Here is a 17,983-nt window from a genome sequence, read left to right on the forward strand (position 1 = left end):
CCTCACAGCTTCATCAGGCTGGCGTCGTCGACCGAGGCCGAGTGGCGTGAACGGAACAGGGACACGATGATCGCGAGCCCGACCACGACCTCCGCGGCGGCGACGACCATCGTGAAGAAGGCGATGATCTGGCCGTCGAGGTTGCCGTGCATCCGGGAGAAGGCGACGAACGCGAGGTTGCAGGCGTTGAGCATGAGCTCGATGCACATGAACACCACGATCGCGTTGCGCCGGATGAGCACGCCGGTGGCGCCGATCGTGAACAACAGGGCTGCGAGATAGAGGTAGTTGACGGGGTTCACTTCGACGCCTCCTCGGACCGCTTGAAGTTCGGAGGCTCGACCGCCTTGCGCTCCAGGCGCTCCTCGGTCCGCTGCTCCAGGGCCTTGAGGTCGCCCAGCGCCTCCATCGACACATCACGGATCTGGCCCCGCTCGCGCAGCGTCTTGCTGACGGTGAGCTCGGACGGGGTGCCGTCGGGCAGCAGACCCGCGATGTCGACCGCGTTGTGCCGGGCGTACACGCCGGGCGCGGGCAGCGGCGGCAGGTACGTGCCCTCACGGACGCGCCGCTCGGCCATTTCGCGCTGGGTGGCGGCCCGCTCGGTGCGCTCGCGATGGGTGAGCACCATGGCACCGACGGCGGCCGTGATCAGCAGCGCGCCGGTGATCTCGAAGGCGAAGACGTACTTGGTGAAGATGAGGGACGCGATGCCCTCCACGTTGCCGTTCGCGTTGGCCTGGGCGAGGCCGCTGAACTCCGTGACGGACGCGTTGCCGATACCGGCGACCAGCAGGATGCCGAAGCCGAGCCCGGACAGCAGGGCCAGCCAGCGCTGGCCCCTGATGGTCTCCTTCAGGGAGTCCGCCGCGGTGACGCCGACGAGCATCACCACGAACAGGAACAGCATCATGATGGCGCCGGTGTAGACGACGATCTGCACGATGCCGAGGAAGTAGGCACCGTTGGCGAGGTAGAACACCGCCAGGACGATCATGGTTCCGGCGAGGCACAGCGCGCTGTGCACGGCCTTCTTCATGAAGACGGTGCACAGGGCGCCGATCACCGCGACCGTGCCGAGGATCCAGAACTGGACGGCCTCTCCGGTGGAGGTGCCGGCGGAGAGAGCCGCTGCGGCGGCGAGCTGCGCGCTCATCGGCGGATCACCTCCTCCGACGCCGGTTCCTCCGGCCCGAAGGTCGAGTCGGCCTCCTGGACGACCTCGCCCTCGGAGTGGGCGACCTGCTGCACCGTGCCGGGCGCCGCCCCGGTCACCAGGCCCCGGTAGTAGTCCTGCTCGTCGGCCCCCGGATAGATGGCGTGGGGTGAGTCGACCATCCCCTCCTCCAGGCCGGCCAGCAGCTGGTCCTTGGTGAAGATGAGGTTGGCGCGACTGGAGTCGGCCAGCTCGAACTCGTTGGTCATCGTCAGCGCGCGCGTCGGGCACGCCTCGATGCACAGGCCGCACAGGATGCAGCGGGCGTAGTTGATCTGGTAGACGCGGCCGTACCGCTCACCCGGCGAGTAGCGCTCCTCGTCGGTGTTGTCCGCGCCTTCCACGTAGATCGCGTCGGCGGGACACGCCCAGGCGCACAGCTCACAGCCGACGCACTTCTCCAAGCCGTCCGGATGGCGGTTGAGCTGGTGCCGTCCGTGGAAACGCGGAGCGGTGGTCTTCTGCTGCTCCGGGTACTGCTCCGTGAGCCGCTTCTTGAACATGGCCTTGAAGGTCACGCCGAAGCCGGCCACGGGGTTCAGGAAACCGGGGTTGGTCTCCTTCGGTTCCTCAGCCATCGGACGCCTCCTTTCCATCCGTAGATCCGCCCAGAGATCCGTCACTCTGAGTATCGGGCCCACCACTGACAATCAGCTCCGGCTCCCGGCGCCGACGGCGTCGCGGCACCGGCGGCAGCTCCTGTCCGGGCATCGGCGGTACGGGGAACCCTCCGGCCATCGGGTCGAAGGCGGCCGGCTCCTCGACGGGGGCCTCGGCCTGCCGGCCCTTGTCGCGGAACATGTCCACGACGAAGGACAGCACCAGCAGGACCAGGACGCCGCCGCCGATGTAGAGGGCGATGTCCGTGAACTCGTAGTTCTCGTTCCGCAGGGCCCGTACGGTCGCGACCAGCATCAGCCAGACCAGGGAGACCGGGATGAGGACCTTCCAGCCGAGCTTCATCAGCTGGTCGTAGCGGACGCGCGGGAGCGTGCCGCGCAGCCAGATGAAGAAGAACAGCAGCAACTGGACCTTGACCACGAACCAGAGCAGGGGCCACCAGCCGTGGTTGGCGCCCTCCCAGAAGGTGCTGACCGGCCACGGGGCCCGCCAGCCGCCGAGGAAGAGGGTGGTGGCGACCGCCGAGACCGTCACCATGTTCACGTACTCGGCGAGCATGAACATCGCGAACTTGATCGACGAGTACTCGGTGTTGAAGCCGCCGACCAGGTCGCCCTCGGACTCCGGCATGTCGAAGGGGGCGCGGTTGGTCTCGCCGACCATCGTCACGATGTAGAGGATGAAGGAGACCGGCAGCAGCACGATGTACCAGCGGTCGGTCTGCTGCGCGACGATCTCCGACGTCGACATCGAACCCGAGTAGAGGAACACCGAGGCGAACGCGGCGCCCATCGCGATCTCGTAGGAGATCATCTGCGCGCAGGACCGCAGGCCGCCGAGGAGCGGATACGTCGATCCGGAGCTCCAGCCCGCGAGCACGATGCCGTAGATGCCGACCGAGGCGACCGCCAGGATGAACAGCATGGCGATCGGCAGGTCGGTCAGCTGCATGGCGGTGCGGTGGCCGAAGACCGAGACCTCGTCGGCCGGCCCGAAGGGGATCACCGCGATCGCCATGAAGGCCGGGATGGCCGCGACGATCGGCGCCAGGATGTACACCGCCTTGTCGGCGCGCTTGACGACGACGTCTTCCTTGAGCATCAGCTTGATGCCGTCGGCGAGCGACTGGAGCATGCCCCAGGGGCCGTGCCGGTTCGGTCCGATGCGCAGCTGCATCCAGGCGACGACCTTGCGCTCCCACACGATGGAGAACAGCACGGTCACCATCAGGAAGGCGAAGCAGAACACCGCCTTGATGACGACCAGCCACCAGGGGTCGGTACCGAACATCGAGAGGTCTTCAGCAGCGAGGGACGGGCTCATGCCTCCACCTCCTTGGGGGCGACGCCCGCGGGCGTCGCCGGGCCGATGCGGACGAGGGACCCGGGCAGCACCCCGGCGTCGGAGGCGACCCCGGTACCGGCCGAGTTCAGCGGGAGCCAGACCACCCGGTCCGGCATCTCGGTGACCTGCAGCGGGAGTTCGACGGCACCGGCGGGACCGGTCACGGCCAGGAGGTCGCCGTCCTTGACACCCGCCTCGGCGGCCGTGGCGGCCGACACGCGCGCGTGTGCGGCGTGCCGGGTGCCGGCGAGTGCCTCGTCGCCCTGCTGGAGCACCCCCTGGTCGAGCAGCAGCCGGTGCCCGGCCAGTACGGCCTCTCCGGCGGCCGGTCGCGGCAGCGCGCTCGCGGTGTGCACCGGCTCACCGGCCCGCGGTCCGCCCCAGGGCCCGAGCCGGTCGATCTCCGCGCGGGTGGTGCGCAGGTCCGGCAGGCCCAGGTGCACGTCCATGGCGTCGGCCAGCATCTGGAGCACGCGCGCGTCGGTGGGCGGCAGGCGGCGGGTCATCTGGTCGGGCTTGAGGGCGGCCTCGAAGAAGCGGACCCTGCCTTCCCAGTTGAGGAAGGTTCCGGCCTTCTCGACGACCGCGGCGACGGGCAGCACGACGTCGGCGAGTTCGGTGACCTCGCTGGGCCGCAGCTCCAGCGACACCACGAAACCGGCCTCGGCGAGCGCCGCCCGCGCGCGTGCCGGGTCGGGCAGGTCGGCGACCTCGACGCCCGCCACCAGCAGTGCCTGGAGCTCGCCCCGGGCCGCCGCCTCGACGATCTCGCCCGTGTCGCGGCCGTAGCGATGCGGGAGGTCGGCCAGGCCCCAGACCGCGGCGACCTCCGCACGCGCGCGCGGGTCGGTCGCCGGGCGCCCGCCCGGAAGCAGCGAGGGCAGCGCCCCCGCCTCGATCGCGCCGCGCTCCCCGGCCCGGCGCGGGATCCACGCCAGCCGGGCGCCGGTCGCCGTGGCGGTCCGTACGGCGGAGGTGAGGCCGCCGGCCACGGACGCCAGCCGTTCGCCCACGACGATCACGGCACCCTCGGCGCGCAGTGCCTCGGCGGCCCGGGCACCGTCGTCCTCCAGGCCGACGCCGCTCGCCAGCGCGTCCAGCCACTCGGTCTCGGTACCGGGAGCGGCGGGCAGCAGGGTGCCGCCGGCCTTGCGCAGGCCCCGTGTGGCGTGCGTGGCCAGCGAGAAGACCCTCTGTCCGTGCTTGCGCCAGGCCTTGCGCAGTCGCAGGAAGACGCCGGGCGCCTCCTCCTCGGCCTCGAACCCGACCAGCAGGACGGCGGGCGCCTTCTCCAGCGCGGTGTACGTGATCCCCGTACCGTCGAGGTCACGGCCGCGTCCGGCGATCCGGGAGGCGAGGAAGTCCGCCTCCTCCGGGCTGTGCACGCGGGCGCGGAAGTCGATGTCGTTGGTGTCGAGCGCCACGCGCGCGAACTTGCTGTACGCGTAGGCGTCCTCGACGGTGAGCCGGCCACCGGTCAGCACACCGGTCCGGCCCCGCGAGGCGAGCAGTCCCTGCGCGGCGATCTGCAGGGCCTCCGGCCAGGAGGCCGGTTCCAGGTCGCCCTCGGCGTTGCGCACCAGTGGGGTCTCCAGCCGGTCCCGCTGCTGCGCGTACCGGAACGCGAAGCGCCCCTTGTCGCAGATCCACTCCTCGTTGACCTCGGGCTCGTTCGCCGCCAGCCGCCGCATGACCTTGCCGCGCCGGTGGTCGGTGCGGGTCGCGCAGCCGCCGGAGCAGTGCTCGCACACGGACGGCGAGGAGATCAGGTCGAAGGGGCGGGAGCGGAACCGGTACGCCGCCGAGGTGAGCGCGCCGACCGGGCAGATCTGGATGGTGTTGCCGGAGAAGTACGACTCGAAGGGGTCGCCCTCGCCGGTGCCGACCTGCTGGAGCGCTCCCCGCTCGACCAGCTCGATCATCGGGTCGCCCGCGATCTGGTTGGAGAACCGGGTGCAGCGGGCGCACAGCACGCACCGCTCGCGGTCGAGCAGCACCTGCGTGGAGATCGGCACGGGCTTCTCGTAGGTCCGCTTCTTTCCCTCGAAGCGCGAATCGGCCTGGCCGTGCGACATCGCCTGGTTCTGCAACGGGCACTCGCCGCCCTTGTCGCAGACCGGGCAGTCCAGCGGGTGGTTGATGAGCAGCAGCTCCATCACACCCTGCTGGGCCTTCTCGGCGACCGGCGAGGTGAGGTGGGTCTTCACCACCATGCCGTCGGTGCAGGTGATGGTGCAGGACGCCATCGGCTTGCGCTGGCCCTCGACCTCGACGATGCACTGCCGGCAGGCGCCGACCGGGTCGAGGAGAGGGTGGTCGCAGAACCGGGGGACCTCGATGCCGAGCTGTTCGGCGGCGCGGATGACCAGGGTGCCCTTGGGCACGCTGATCTCGGCGCCGTCGATCGTCAGCGACACGAGGTCCTCCGGCGGGACCGCCGCCTCTCCCCCGCCTGAGGGAGCACTGGTGGTCACGGTCATGCGTTCACCTCCGTGCGGTCGGCCCAGGCCGTCGACTTGGCCGGGTCGAAGGGGCAGCCGCGGCCCGCGATGTGCTGCTCGTACTCCTCGCGGAAGTACGTGAGCGAGGAGAAGATCGGCGAGGCGGCACCGTCGCCGAGGGCGCAGAAGGACTTGCCGTTGATGTTGTCGGCGATGTCGTTGAGCTTGTCGAGGTCGCTCATCGAGCCCTTGCCGGCCTCGATGTCGCGCAGCAACTGCACGAGCCAGTACGTCCCTTCGCGGCAGGGGGTGCACTTGCCGCAGGACTCGTGCGCGTAGAACTCGGTCCAGCGGGTGACGGCACGCACCACGCAGGTCGTCTCGTCGAAGCACTGGAGTGCCTTGGTGCCGAGCATGGAACCGGCTGCGCCCACTCCTTCGTAGTCGAGCGGCACGTCGAGGTGCTCGGCGGTGAACATCGGCGTCGAGGAGCCACCCGGTGTCCAGAACTTCAGCCGGTGGCCGGGGCGCATGCCTCCGCTCATGTCGAGGAGCTGCCGCAGCGTGATGCCGAGCGGGGCCTCGTACTGGCCGGGGCTCGCGACGTGACCGCTGAGCGAGTACAGCGTGAAGCCCGGGGACTTCTCGCTGCCCATCGACCTGAACCAGTCCTTGCCCTTGTTCAGGATCGCGGGAACCGATGCGATCGACTCGACGTTGTTCACCACAGTGGGGCACGCGTAGAGGCCCGCGACGGCAGGGAAGGGGGGACGAAGCCGCGGTTGGCCCCGGCGGCCTTCGAGCGAGTCGAGCAGTGCGGTCTCCTCACCGCAGATGTACGCGCCCGCGCCCGCGTGCACGGTGAGTTCGAGGTCGAGTCCGCTGCCCAGGATGTTCTCGCCGAGGAAGCCGGCCGCGTAGGCCTCGCGCACGGCCTCGTGCAGCCGCCGCAGCACCGGGACGACTTCACCCCGCAGATAGATGAAGGCATGCGAAGACCTGATGGCGTAACACGCGATGACGATGCCCTCGATGAGGCTGTGCGGGTTCGCGAAGAGGAGCGGGATGTCCTTGCAGGTCCCCGGCTCCGATTCGTCGGCGTTGACAACCAGATAGTGAGGCTTGCCGTCCCCCTGGGGAATGAACTGCCACTTCATCCCCGTGGGGAACCCGGCGCCGCCGCGTCCGCGCAGGCCCGAGTCCTTGACGTATGCGATCAGGTCGTCCGGCGACATCGCCAGCGCCTTGCGGAGCCCCTCGTAGCCCTCGTGCCTCCGGTAGACGTCGAGAGTCCAGGACTCGTCCTCGTCCCAGAAGGCCGACAGCACGGGTGCGAGCAGCTTCTCCGGACTGGTGTCCTTGATCTCGGCTGCCACAGTCATCACTCCCCCTCCTCGGCGGTGGGCCCTGCCGGGTTGGCCGGGTCGGAGGCCGATGTGTCCTGCGGCGCGTCGTGCGAGCTCAGGTGTTCCGTCGGTGACGGGTCGTGCACGGCCCGGTCCTGTGGCGTGTCGTGCGGCCCGCCGTCCCGCGGGTGCACCACGCGCGCGGCGGGCGCCTCGCCCTTGGCCAGCTTCAGGCCGGCCAGGGAGGCGGGTCCCGCGCTGCCGCCGGCCGCGACGGCGCCGTCCCGCTCGTCGGGGAAGCCCGCCAGGATGCGGGCGGTCTCCTTGAAGGTGCACAGCGGCGCACCGCGCGTGGGCGTCACCGGCCGTCCCGCGCGCAGGTCGTCGACGAGGCGCCTGACGCTCGCCGGGGTCTGGTTGTCGAAGAACTCCCAGTTGACCATCACCACCGGCGCGAAGTCGCAGGCCGCGTTGCACTCGATGTGCTCCAGCGTGACCTTTCCGTCCTCGGTGGTCTCGCCGTTGCCGACACCCAGGTGCTCCTGGAGGGACTCGAAGATCGCGTCGCCGCCCATGACCGCGCACAGCGTGTTGGTGCAGACCCCGACCTGGTAGTCACCGCTCGGCCTGCGCCGGTACATGGTGTAGAAGGTCGCGACCGCGGTGACCTCGGCCGTGGTCAGGCCCAGCATGTCCGCGCAGAACCGCATCCCGGTGCGCGTGACGTGCCCCTCCTCGGACTGCACGAGGTGCAGCAGCGGCAGGAGGGCGGACCGGGAGTCCGGGTAGCGGGCGATGACCTCGCGCGCGTCGGTCTCCAGGCGGGCCCGGACGTCGTCCGGGTAGGCGGGCGCGGGCAGTTCCGGCATGCCCAGGCTGACGCCCCGCTCGGAAGAAGAGGTGGTCACCGGTCGACGCCTCCCATCACGGGATCGATGGAGGCCACGGCGACGATGACGTCGGCGACCTGGCCGCCCTCGCACATCGCCGCCATGGCCTGCAGGTTGGTGAAGGACGGGTCGCGGTAGTGGACCCGGAAGGGGCGGGTGCCGCCGTCCGACACGACGTGCACCCCTAGCTCGCCCTTGGGAGACTCGACCGCCGTGTACGCCTGTCCCGGCGGCACGCGGAAGCCCTCGGTGACCAGCTTGAAGTGGTGGATCAGGGCCTCCATGGAGGTGCCCATGATCTTCTTGATGTGGTCGAGGGAGTTGCCCAGTCCGTCCGGTCCCAGGGCGAGCTGGGCCGGCCAGGCGATCTTCTTGTCGGCGACCATGACCGGGCCGGGCTGGAGCCGGTCCAGGCACTGCTCGACGATCCGGAGCGACTGGCGCATCTCCTCCAGCCGGATCAGGAAGCGACCGTAGGAGTCGCAGGTGTCGGCGGTCGGGATGTCGAAGTCGTACGTCTCGTAGCCGCAGTACGGCTGGGTCTTGCGCAGGTCGTGCGGCAGGCCGGTCGACCTGAGGACGGGACCGGTGACACCGAGGGCCATGCAGCCGGCCAGGTCGAGGTAGCCGACGTCCTGCATCCGGGCCTTGAAGATGGGGTTCCCGGTGGCGAGCTTGTCGTACTCCGGGAGGTTCTTCTTCATCTTCTTGACGAAGGCGCGGATCTGGTCCACCGCGCCGGGCGGCAGGTCCTGGGCGAGTCCGCCCGGGCGGATGTACGCGTGGTTCATCCTGAGGCCGGTGATCAGCTCGTAGATGTCGAGAATCAGTTCACGATCGCGGAAGCCGTAGATCATGATCGTGGTGGCGCCGAGTTCCATGCCGCCGGTGGCGATGCACACCAGGTGCGAGGAGAGCCGGTTCAGCTCCATCAGGAGGACCCGGATGACCGAGGCCCGGTCCGGGATCTGGTCCTCGATGCCGAGGAGTTTCTCGACGCTCAGGCAGTACGCCGCCTCGTTGAAGAACGGCGTCAGGTAGTCCATGCGCGTCACGAACGTGGTGCCCTGCGTCCAGGTCCGGTACTCGAGGTTCTTCTCGATGCCGGTGTGCAGGTAGCCGATGCCGCAGCGGGCCTCGGTGACCGTCTCGCCGTCGATCTCCAGGATGAGGCGGAGCACGCCGTGGGTGGAGGGGTGCTGGGGGCCCATGTTGACGACGATGCGCTCGTCGTCGGAGCGGGCCGCCTGCTGCACGACCTCGTCCCAGTCGCCGCCGGTGACCGTGTAGACGGTGCCCTCGGTGGTCTCGCGCGCCGATGCCGCGGACGCTGACTGTGTGCTGCTCACGAGTACGACCTCCGCTGGTCCGGAGCCGGGATCTGGGCGCCCTTGTACTCGACGGGGATGCCGCCGAGGGGGTAGTCCTTGCGCTGCGGAAAGCCCTGCCAGTCGTCCGGCATCATGATCCGCGTCAGGGCCGGGTGACCGTCGAAGACGATGCCGAAGAAGTCGTACGTCTCGCGCTCGTGCCAGTCGTTCGTCGGGTAGACGGAGACCAGCGACGGGATGTGCGGGTCGCTGTCGGGGGCGCTGACTTCGAGGCGGATCAGCCGGTTGTGGGTGATCGAGCGCAGGTGGTAGACGGCGTGCAGCTCGCGGCCCTTGTCGTTCGGGTAGTGGACGCCGCTGACGCCGGTGCACAGCTCGAAGCGCAGCGCCGGGTCGTCGCGCAGGGTGCGGGCGACGCGGACCAGGTGCTCGCGCTCGATGTGGAAGGTCAGCTCGCCGCGGTCGACGACCGTCTTCTCGATGGCGTTGTCCGGCAGGAGTCCCTGCTCCTCCAGCGCGCCCTCGAGCTCGTCGGCGAGTTCGTCGAAGTCTCCGTACCCGTCCGCGCCGCCCGGACCGCCGTAGGGCCTGCTCGCCGGCCCGGGCAGCCGGACGGAGCGGACCAGTCCGCCGTAGCCGGAGGTGTCGCCGCCGTTGTTGGCGCCGAACATCCCGCGCTGGACGCGGATCTCCTCACCGCCCTGGCCGCGCTGGCCCGGGAGGTTCTCCGCGGACAGGTCCTTCTCGGGGTTCACCCCGTTCGCGTCACCCTTGGTGTTGTCGGCGTCGCTCACCGCAGCAGCCCCTTCATCTCGATGGTGGGCAGGGCCTTGAGCGCCGCCTCCTCCGCCTCGCGGGCCGCTTCCTCCGCGTTCACACCGAGCTTGGAGCTCTGGATCTTCTGGTGGAGCTTGAGGATGGCGTCCATCAGCATCTCGGGCCGGGGCGGACAGCCGGGGAGATAGATGTCGACCGGCACGATGTGGTCGACGCCCTGGACGATCGCGTAGTTGTTGAACATGCCGCCCGAGGAGGCGCAGACCCCCATGGAGATCACCCATTTCGGGTTCGGCATCTGGTCGTAGACCTGCCGCAGCACCGGCGCCATCTTCTGGCTGACCCGGCCCGCCACGATCATCAGGTCCGCCTGCCGCGGTGAGCCGCGGAAGACCTCCATGCCGAAGCGCGCCAGGTCGTAGCGGCCGGCGCCGGTGGTCATCATCTCGATGGCGCAGCAGGCGAGGCCGAAGGTGGCGGGGAAGACGGACGACTTGCGCACCCAGCCCGCGGCCTGCTCGACGGTGGTGAGCAGGAAGCCGCTCGGCAGTTTTTCTTCGAGTCCCATGTCAAAGGCCCCTCAGTCCCATTCCAGGCCGCCGCGCCGCCATACGTACGCGTACGCGACGAAGACGGTGAGCACGAAGAGCAGCATCTCCACGAGCCCGAAAATCCCCAGGGCGTCGAAGGTGACGGCCCAGGGGTAGAGGAAGACGATCTCGATATCGAAGATGATGAAGAGCATCGCCGTCAGGTAGTACTTGATGGGGAAGCGCCCGCCACCGGCCGGCGTGGGGGTCGGCTCGATGCCGCACTCGTAGGCCTCGAGCTTCGCCCGGTTGTACCGCTTCGGACCGATCAGCGTGGCCATGACCACGGAGAAGATCGCAAAGCCTGCCCCGAGGGCTCCCAGTACGAGGATGGGCGCATACGCGTTCACCGCTCCTCGCTCCTCTCAGTCGGCACTGACTGCTGGCGGTTGCATCGGACCTGCAACCGCCCCAGCAGCACCACGAGCCCCGCTCGTCCCGGCGAAGATCGCGAACATGTGAAGCAGGTCACAAGCCCAACTGCTCCGCATCTTATGCCCGTGACTCTGTGATCTGCGACACGGGGTATTGCACAAGCTTTGTGATCTCCACCACCTGACGAAGGATCATGAAGTCGGATGAGCGGTGATCTTCACACAAGAAGCGTTCAGCTGATCACCAGAGGTGACATTTTCGTTCATCACCGCTGGCCAGGGGGCATGTCCGGCGGGCGTCTCCATATCAAGATGCTTCCCTTGCATGCAAATTGGTGCTGGACGGGATCCCTTGGTAGAGGACCCCGTTCACACCTCGGAGGGACGCGAGGGTGCGATGTGGACACGTGCACGCGTTCACGAGCGCCACGGAACACCGGCCGGGCCGGCCTTCGCGCGGGGGACGCGCCCGTCGGGCCGACCGTTCCGTGACCTGCGCCACATTCGCGAGAGGCGTCCCAAAACCGGGCTTGGCCATCTGTGCCAACAAGTGGTAAGCGCAGGGCAATTCGGGCGTAACGATCAAAGGCCGTGATCACAGGCCGGTTACGGCCCGTCCACAATGTCCGTTAGGGCGTCAATAAGAGGCGACACGCCCGGGATTCGAAGGCCCACTGAACAACTGTGGCGGAGCACACGTTTCTTGAAGGTATGCAGGAGGTCCTGATACCGGTTGTCCCTATGTCCCACACCGCTCACATACGCAGCCACCGGAAGCCCCGCCGCAGCGCGTCGACCATCGCGATGCGGGCCGGAGTTGCCGGTGGCGTCCTCAGCACCCTGGCAGTGGCCGGGGCGTCGGGTTCGGCCAACGCGGCCGAGCCGGTGACGCAGACGCTCGAACTGCCGACCCTGACGGCCGACCTGGCCGCTCAGGTGGCCCAGTCCGCGGACGTCACGCAGCAGGCCGCCGCCAGCTACGAGCTGCAGGCCGAGCGCGACGCCGCCGCCGCCCAGGCGGCCAAGAAGGCCAAGGCCGACCTCGCCGAGGCCAAGAAGAAGGCCGAGGAGGCGAAGAAGAAGGCCCAGGAGGCCGCGCGCGAGAAGGCCGCCGAGCGTGCCGCGCGCAGCGCCCAGCGCGCCACCCTCAGCGCCTCGGTGGACACCGGCTCCTCCGACAGCACGGACAACTCGCGCAGCACCGGCAGCACGGGCAGCAGCGTCAGCACCAGCACCTCCACGGCCACCGGTTCGGCCGCCGCGGTCGTCTCCTTCGTGCAGGCCCAGATCGGCGACGCCTACGTCTCCGGCGGCACCGGCCCCAACTCCTGGGACTGCTCCGGTCTGGTGCAGGCCGCCTTCAAGCAGGTCAACATCGACCTGCCGCGCGTCTCCCAGGCCCAGTCGACCGCCGGCACCCAGGTCTCGCTGAGCAACCTCCAGCCGGGCGACATCCTGTACTGGGGCGGCGCGGGCAGCGCGTACCACGTGGGCGTCTACGTCGGCGACGGTATGTTCGTCGGCGCGCAGAACTCGGCCACCGGCGTCGTCATGAAGCCGCTGTCGTACGACCCGCCGAGCGGCGCGGTGCGCGTGCTGTAGAGCGCGGGTACATCCGTACGAAGGGCCGCAGCCGCTCGGGGGCTGCGGCCCTTCGCGCTCTCGCGCCACTCCGGCGTCTCCTGGCAAGCTCGGCGCGGGCCGGTTCCCACCGGCCCGTCCACGAGCCGAGGGAGAGAACGTCATGCCGAGTGTGTTCGTACAGGGGCGGCCCACCGCCTCGTATCCGCCGCTGGCTCCGGAGGCCCGGCGCGGGGTGGTACGCCGGGTCACCGAGGTCGGTGAAGAGGTGCTGCACAAGCCGTGCCGGGACGTGACCGAGTTCGGACCCGACCTCGCCGCGCTCATCGACGACATGTTCCGCACGATGTACGTCGCGGAGGGCGCCGGGCTGGCGGCGAATCAGGTGGGCGTCGGCCTGCGCCTGTTCGTGTACGACTGCCCCGACGACCACGGCGTCCGCCATGTCGGGCACGTGGTCAATCCCGTGCTGGAACCCCTCGAGCCCACCGCGCGGCGGCTGCTCGACGAGGGCGAGGGGTGCCTGTCGGTGCCGGGCGCCACGATGCCCGTACCGCGGCCCGACCGAGCCGTCGTGCGAGGCCTGGACAAGGACGGCGGTCCGCTCGTCGTCGAGGGCACCGGCTACTTCGCGCGCTGTCTCGCCCACGAGACCGACCACGTGAACGGGCACGTCTACCTGGACCGGCTCTCCCGTCGGGAACGGAAGGCGGCGCTGCGGCAGTCGGCGGACCGGCGGGACGAGGTCCTCGCGCGCCGGGCCGCCAACGCCGCGGCACTCGACCGGAATACCGCGGCACTCGACCGGAACGCCGCGGCACTCGACTGATCAGGCCTTCGGCGCGACCTTGCTCAGTCCGTTGATGATGCGGTCCATCGCGTCGCCGCCCGTCGGGTCCGTCAGGTTGGCGAGCATCTTCAGGGTGAACTTCATCAGGACGGGGTGGGTCAGGCCGCGCTGGGCCGCGATCTGCATGACCTTCGGGTTACCGATGAGCTTCACGAAGGCGCGGCCCAGCGTGTAGTAGCCGCCGTAGGTGTCCTTCAGGACGCGCGGGTAGCGCTGCAGGGCGACCTCGCGCTGGGCCGGCGTGGCCCGCGCGTGCGCCTGGACGATGACGTCGGCGGCGATCTGGCCGGACTCCATGGCGTAGGCGATGCCCTCGCCGTTGAAGGGGTTCACCAGACCGCCGGCGTCGCCGACCAGCAGCAGGCCCCTCGTGTAGTGGGGCTGGCGGTTGAAGGCCATGGGCAGGGCCGCGCCGCGGATCGGGCCGGTCATGTTGTCCGGGGTGTAACCCCAGTCCTCCGGCATGGAGGCGCACCAGGCCTTGAGGATCTCGCGCCAGTCGAGCTCCTTGAAGGAGGCGGAGGTGTTCAGCACGCCCAGGCCGACGTTCGACGTCCCGTCGCCCATGCCGAAGATCCAGCCGTAACCCGGCAGGAGGCGGTCCTGGGGGCCGCGGCGGTCCCACAGTTCCAGCCAGGACTCGAGGTAGTCGTCATCGTGGCGGGGCGAGGTGAAGTACGTGCGGACCGCGACGCCCATCGGACGGTCCTCGCGGCGGTGCAGGCCCATCGCGAGGGAGAGGCGGGTGGAGTTGCCGTCGGCGGCCACGACCAGCGGGGCGTGGAAGGTGACCTCCCGCTTCTCCTCGCCCAGCTTGGCGTGCACACCGGTGATGCGGCCCGTGCGGTCGTCCACGACGGGGGCGCCGACGTTGCAGCGCTCGTACAGCCGGGCACCGGCCTTCTGGGCCTGCCGGGCGAGCTGCTCGTCGAAGTCGTCGCGCTTGCGGACGAGTCCGTAGTCGGGGAAGGAGGCCAGATCCGGCCAGTCCAGCTGGAGCCGGGTGCCGCCGCCGATGATGCGCAGGCCCTTGTTGCGCAGCCAGCCGGCCTCCTCGGAGATGTCGATGCCCATGGCCACGAGCTGCTTGACCGCGCGCGGGGTGAGGCCGTCACCGCAGACCTTCTCCCGGGGGAAGGCGGTCTTCTCCAGCAGGAGGACGTCGAGCCCTGCCTTGGCCAGGTGGTAGGCGGTGGTGGAGCCGGCTGGCCCCGCGCCCACGACGATCACATCGGCGGTGTTGTCGGAGAGGGGCTCGGTCACGGCGGGATCTCCCCAGAGTTCGAAATGTGGTGCCGACGGGCACTGGACACGGGCAGTCTATTCAGCGTCACCGATCACCCGGCTGAAGGGCTGCCCAGTGAACCGAGCTCTGCCTGTAGTAAGGCTGCGCGTCCCCACCGATGAGGACGCCGTCGCCTGGCACCGGGTCTTCGACGACCCGGACGTGATGGAGTTCCATGGCGGGAGGTCCGCGGAGCTGTCCGTCTACGAGGAGCTCACCGCCCGCCAGCGCCGGCACGACGCCGAGCACGGCTTCTGCCTGTGGACCATGGTGGACGAGGACGACCGGGTCATGGGCTTCACCGGCGCCCAGCCGTGGCCGCGGGACTGGGGGCCCAGGGGCGAGATCGAGATCGGCTGGCGACTCGGCCGGGCGTACTGGGGCAAGGGGTACGCCACGGCGGCGGCCCGGCAGACGCTGGAGCGGGTGCGCGCGGCCGGCGTCGCGGAGGTGGTCGCGATGGTCAACGCCCGCAACGCGCGGTCCATAGCGGTCGCCGAGCGGCTGGGCATGCGGCTCGCCGAGGTCTTCACCATCCCGACGTCCAGCCAGGAGGGGCACTGCTACCGGCTCGCGCTGTGACGGAGAGCGGGCGTCCGTCGCCGTAGGCCGCCCGACGCTTCGGGCGGAGTCCGGGCGGTCCGGCTTCGGGGAGGGCGAGGAGGACGAGGACGAGGACGGCGAGGGCCGTCCTCGATCCGGGCGGAGTGCGGGTGGAGTCCGGCGGGAGCTCGCCGGGGCGGGGCGCCGCCGCGCCCGCCCCGGCGTCGGGCTCAGCTCTCCTTGAAGCCCCGGTGCAGCGCCACCACGCCGCCCGTCAGGTTCCGGTGGGCCACCCTCGACCAGCCGGCCTTGCGCAGCCGCTCCGCGAGCGCCCGCTGGTCCGGCCAGGCGCGGATGGACTCGGCGAGGTAGACGTACGCGTCGGGGTTGGACGACACCGCGCGGGCCACCGGCGGCAGGGCGCGCATCAGGTACTCGGTGTAGACGGTGCGGAACGGCGCCCAGGTCGGGTGCGAGAACTCGCAGATGACGACCCGGCCGCCGGGCCGCGTCACCCGGTACATCTCGCGCAGCGCCGCGTCCGTGTCCTGCACGTTGCGCAGCCCGAAGGAGATGGTGACGGCGTCGAAGACGTCGTCCTTGAACGGCAGCCGCGTCGCGTCGCCCGCGGTGAACGGCAGCCAGGCGTGCCGCTCCTTGCCGACCTGGAGCATGCCGAGGGAGAAGTCGCAGGGCACGACGTAGGCGCCGGTGCGGGCGAAGGGCATCGAGGAGGTCGCCGTGCCGGCCGCGAGGTCCAGGACCTTCTGCGCGGGACGGGCGTCGACGGCCCGGGCGACCGCCTTGCGCCACGCCCGGTCCTGGCCGAGCGACAGCACGGCGTTCGTCAGGTCGTACCGTTCCGCGACGTGGTCGAACATCGAGGCGACTTCGTGCGGCTGCTTGTTCAGGGAAGCGCGGGTCACGGGCCCATTGTTGCAGCCCGTGCCCCCGTCGCCGCGGACGGGCTCACGGCACGGGCCGCGGCCTCTTCCGCGACCGGAGCACGACCGACAGCCGACCACCCCGCCCGTCACTCCCGCCACTCGGCAGGACGCGCGCTCAGCGTCGCCGGTGCACCAGGCGTCCCGCGCAGACGGTCGCGATGCACGCGCCGGTCTCGTCGAGGACGGCGAGGTCGGCACGGCCGGTCCGGCGGATCGCGGGCTCCCAGGGCGGCGACGGCGCCTCGGGCCACACCACGACGCCGTTGCGCTCGGCTGCCGCGCGGAGTTCGGGTGTGCCGGCGTGTTCCTCCAGCACCACCACGGCACCCAGCTTCAGCACCTCGTGGACGCGCTCGCGAGGCGTGGGCGCGTCCGGCAGCGGGCCCTCGTGGACGCGGGCGGGGCCGAGAACGCCCGGCCATCTGCGTACGCGCGCCCCCGGGAACCGCTCGCGCAGCTCCGCGAGGGTCCCGACGTCCCCGATCCGGTCCCGTCCCACCACGACGGCACCGTCCCTGATCGGCTCCGAGCTCCAGCTGAGCCGGACCTCTTCCGCCGCGTGAATGGTCTCCAACTCGGCTCGCTACCGGTTCAGTTGGAGGCGAGCAGCTTCAGCTCGGGGTGAGCCGTACCGCCCTCGATCGCCGTGGACGAGATGTGGGAGACGACCCGCTCGTCGACGGGGTCGTTCGCCGGGTCGTCGTGCACGACGAGGTGCTCGTACGTCGTGGCGCGCTGCGCCGGGACGCGTCCCGCCTTGCGGATCAGGTCGATGATCTCCAGCCGGTTGGAGCGGTGCCTGGCACCGGCCGACGACACGACGTTCTCCTCCAGCATGATCGAGCCGAGGTCGTCGGCGCCGTAGTGCAGGGAGAGCTGGCCGACCTCCTTGCCCGTGGTCAGCCACGAGCCCTGGATGTGGGCGACGTTGTCGAGGAAGAGGCGGGCGATGGCGATCATCCGCAGGTACTCGAAGAGCGTGGCCTGGGTGCGGCCCTTCAGGTGGTTGTTCTCGGGCTGGTAGGTGTACGGGATGAAGGCGCGGAAGCCGCCGGTGCGGTCCTGCACGTCCCGGATCATCCGCAGGTGCTCGATGCGTTCGGCGTTGGTCTCGCCGGTGCCCATCAGCATGGTGGAGGTCGACTCGACGCCCAGGCCGTGCGCGATCTCCATGATCTCCAGCCAGCGCTCGCCGGACTCCTTCAGCGGCGCGATGGCCTTGCGCGGACGCTCGGGCAGCAGCTCGGCGCCGGCACCGGCGAAGGAGTCGAGCCCGGCCGCGTGGATCCGGGTGATGGCCTCCTCGACCGACACCTTCGAGATCCGGGCCATGTGCTCGACCTCGCTCGCCCCCAGGCTGTGGATGACGAGCTGGGGGAACTCCTTCTTGATGGCGGCGAAGTGCTTCTCGTAGTACTCGACGCCGTAGTCCGGGTGGTGACCGCCCTGGAACATGATCTGCGTGCCGCCCAGCTCGACGGTCTCCGCGCAGCGGCGCAGGATGTCGTCGAGGTCGCGGGTCCATCCCTTGGCGGTGTCCTTGGGCGCGGCGTAGAAGGCGCAGAACCGGCACGCCGTGACGCACACGTTCGTGTAGTTGATGTTGCGCTCGATGATGTACGTCGCGATGTGCTCCGTACCGGCGTACCGCCGCCTGCGTACGGCGTCGGCGGCGGCGCCCAGCGCGTGCAGCGGGGCGTCGCGGTAGAGGGCGAGCGCCTCTTCGGGGGTGATCCGCCCACCGGCGGCGGCGCGGTCGAGGATGGGCTGAAGGTCGGCCTTCTCGGTCACCGGCGTCCCTTTCGCAAGGTTCGTAAGGGTTGTGGACGGACGCGACCAGCGTACGC

The 17,983-nt window shown here is 70.0% G+C and carries 18 protein-coding genes; 3 read left to right on the forward strand and 15 right to left on the reverse strand.

The window, feature by feature from the left end; translation table 11 throughout:
* Positions 1-2: 2 nt before the first annotated feature.
* Genes nuoK through KUM32_RS05315 form a run of 11 tightly spaced genes read right to left on the reverse strand, consistent with a single transcriptional unit; the run spans position 3 to position 10,906 of the window.
* Positions 3-302: an NADH-quinone oxidoreductase subunit NuoK gene (gene nuoK / locus KUM32_RS05265; protein ID WP_003974374.1), complete on the reverse strand. Its 300-nt coding sequence runs from the start codon at positions 300-302 to the stop codon at positions 3-5.
* Positions 299-1,156 carry an NADH-quinone oxidoreductase subunit J gene (locus KUM32_RS05270; RefSeq protein WP_217140613.1) on the reverse strand — a complete coding sequence of 286 codons (858 nt, stop codon included), beginning with the start codon at positions 1,154-1,156 and terminating at the stop codon, positions 299-301. Before KUM32_RS05270 ends, nuoK begins: the two co-directional genes overlap by 4 nt.
* Positions 1,153-1,794, reverse strand: coding sequence for an NADH-quinone oxidoreductase subunit NuoI (gene nuoI / locus KUM32_RS05275; RefSeq protein ID WP_217140614.1), 642 nt, complete (start codon positions 1,792-1,794; stop codon positions 1,153-1,155). Before nuoI ends, KUM32_RS05270 begins: the two co-directional genes overlap by 4 nt.
* Complete coding sequence (nuoH, locus tag KUM32_RS05280) at positions 1,787-3,160, reverse strand: NADH-quinone oxidoreductase subunit NuoH (RefSeq protein WP_217140615.1); 1,374 nt, start codon at positions 3,158-3,160, stop codon at positions 1,787-1,789. The genes nuoI and nuoH overlap by 8 nt, the downstream gene beginning before the upstream one ends.
* Positions 3,157-5,661 (reverse strand): NADH-quinone oxidoreductase subunit G, encoded by a 2,505-nt coding sequence (locus KUM32_RS05285; RefSeq protein ID WP_217140616.1) that lies wholly within the window; start codon positions 5,659-5,661, stop codon positions 3,157-3,159. Before KUM32_RS05285 ends, nuoH begins: the two co-directional genes overlap by 4 nt.
* Positions 5,658-7,007, reverse strand: coding sequence for an NADH-quinone oxidoreductase subunit NuoF (gene nuoF, locus KUM32_RS05290; protein ID WP_217140617.1), 1,350 nt, complete (start codon positions 7,005-7,007; stop codon positions 5,658-5,660). Before nuoF ends, KUM32_RS05285 begins: the two co-directional genes overlap by 4 nt.
* Positions 7,004-7,876, reverse strand: coding sequence for an NADH-quinone oxidoreductase subunit NuoE (nuoE, locus tag KUM32_RS05295; RefSeq protein ID WP_217140618.1), 873 nt, complete (start codon positions 7,874-7,876; stop codon positions 7,004-7,006). The genes nuoF and nuoE overlap by 4 nt, the downstream gene beginning before the upstream one ends.
* Positions 7,873-9,207, reverse strand: coding sequence for an NADH-quinone oxidoreductase subunit D (locus KUM32_RS05300; RefSeq protein ID WP_217140619.1), 1,335 nt, complete (start codon positions 9,205-9,207; stop codon positions 7,873-7,875). The genes nuoE and KUM32_RS05300 overlap by 4 nt, the downstream gene beginning before the upstream one ends.
* Positions 9,204-9,983, reverse strand: a complete 780-nt coding sequence (locus KUM32_RS05305; protein WP_217140620.1) for an NADH-quinone oxidoreductase subunit C — start codon at positions 9,981-9,983, stop codon at positions 9,204-9,206. Before KUM32_RS05305 ends, KUM32_RS05300 begins: the two co-directional genes overlap by 4 nt.
* A complete protein-coding gene (locus tag KUM32_RS05310; RefSeq protein WP_018528252.1) occupies positions 9,980-10,534 on the reverse strand; it encodes an NADH-quinone oxidoreductase subunit B family protein in 555 nt (184 codons plus the stop codon). Before KUM32_RS05310 ends, KUM32_RS05305 begins: the two co-directional genes overlap by 4 nt.
* A gap of 12 nt (positions 10,535-10,546) precedes the next feature.
* Entirely contained in the window at positions 10,547-10,906 is a 360-nt protein-coding gene (locus tag KUM32_RS05315; RefSeq protein WP_003974383.1) for an NADH-quinone oxidoreductase subunit A, read from the reverse strand.
* A 765-nt stretch (positions 10,907-11,671) separates the two neighbouring features.
* Between KUM32_RS05315 and KUM32_RS05320 the strand changes: the two genes are divergently transcribed.
* Both KUM32_RS05320 and def read left to right on the forward strand, forming a co-directional pair.
* The gene (locus KUM32_RS05320) at positions 11,672-12,532 is read left to right on the forward strand and encodes a C40 family peptidase (RefSeq protein WP_217140621.1); all 861 of its coding nucleotides are present in this window, start codon (positions 11,672-11,674) and stop codon (positions 12,530-12,532) included.
* A gap of 142 nt (positions 12,533-12,674) precedes the next feature.
* Positions 12,675-13,340: a peptide deformylase gene (gene def, locus KUM32_RS05325; protein WP_217140622.1), complete on the forward strand. Its 666-nt coding sequence runs from the start codon at positions 12,675-12,677 to the stop codon at positions 13,338-13,340.
* On the opposite strand, the gene KUM32_RS05330 is transcribed toward def, so the two are convergent.
* Positions 13,341-14,624, reverse strand: a complete 1,284-nt coding sequence (locus tag KUM32_RS05330) for a geranylgeranyl reductase family protein (RefSeq protein WP_217140623.1) — start codon at positions 14,622-14,624, stop codon at positions 13,341-13,343.
* A gap of 97 nt (positions 14,625-14,721) precedes the next feature.
* Here KUM32_RS05330 and KUM32_RS05335 point away from each other — a divergent pair, with 97 nt between their 5' ends.
* Positions 14,722-15,228 carry a GNAT family N-acetyltransferase gene (locus KUM32_RS05335; protein WP_217140624.1) on the forward strand — a complete coding sequence of 169 codons (507 nt, stop codon included), beginning with the start codon at positions 14,722-14,724 and terminating at the stop codon, positions 15,226-15,228.
* A gap of 191 nt (positions 15,229-15,419) precedes the next feature.
* Here the strand turns inward: KUM32_RS05335 and KUM32_RS05340 are convergent, their stop codons facing one another.
* The 3 genes from KUM32_RS05340 to mqnC all read right to left on the reverse strand — a co-directional run bounded on the left by KUM32_RS05340 (position 15,420) and on the right by mqnC (position 17,927).
* Complete coding sequence (locus KUM32_RS05340) at positions 15,420-16,115, reverse strand: demethylmenaquinone methyltransferase (protein WP_217140625.1); 696 nt, start codon at positions 16,113-16,115, stop codon at positions 15,420-15,422.
* A gap of 136 nt (positions 16,116-16,251) precedes the next feature.
* The gene (locus KUM32_RS05345; protein WP_217140626.1) at positions 16,252-16,710 is read right to left on the reverse strand and encodes a hypothetical protein; all 459 of its coding nucleotides are present in this window, start codon (positions 16,708-16,710) and stop codon (positions 16,252-16,254) included.
* Positions 16,711-16,727: 17 nt separating this feature from the next.
* Positions 16,728-17,927 (reverse strand): cyclic dehypoxanthinyl futalosine synthase, encoded by a 1,200-nt coding sequence (gene mqnC / locus KUM32_RS05350; RefSeq protein ID WP_217140627.1) that lies wholly within the window; start codon positions 17,925-17,927, stop codon positions 16,728-16,730.
* Positions 17,928-17,983: the final 56 nt, after the last annotated feature.

It is taken from the genome of Streptomyces sp. AC627_RSS907 (assembly GCF_019049165.1).

Excerpts from the sequence above, each read along its gene's own strand:
- KUM32_RS05310 (WP_018528252.1), bottom strand. The coding sequence starts at position 10,534 with ATGGGACTCGAAGAAAAACTGCCGAGCGGCTTCCTGCTCACCACCGTC.
- nuoH (WP_217140615.1), bottom strand. The coding sequence starts at position 3,160 with ATGAGCCCGTCCCTCGCTGCTGAAGACCTCTCGATGTTCGGTACCGAC.
- def (WP_217140622.1), top strand. The coding sequence starts at position 12,675 with ATGCCGAGTGTGTTCGTACAGGGGCGGCCCACCGCCTCGTATCCGCCG.
- KUM32_RS05285 (WP_217140616.1), bottom strand. The coding sequence starts at position 5,661 with ATGACCGTGACCACCAGTGCTCCCTCAGGCGGGGGAGAGGCGGCGGTC.
- KUM32_RS05270 (WP_217140613.1), bottom strand. The coding sequence starts at position 1,156 with ATGAGCGCGCAGCTCGCCGCCGCAGCGGCTCTCTCCGCCGGCACCTCC.
- nuoI (WP_217140614.1), bottom strand. The coding sequence starts at position 1,794 with ATGGCTGAGGAACCGAAGGAGACCAACCCCGGTTTCCTGAACCCCGTG.
- KUM32_RS05320 (WP_217140621.1), top strand. The coding sequence starts at position 11,672 with ATGTCCCACACCGCTCACATACGCAGCCACCGGAAGCCCCGCCGCAGC.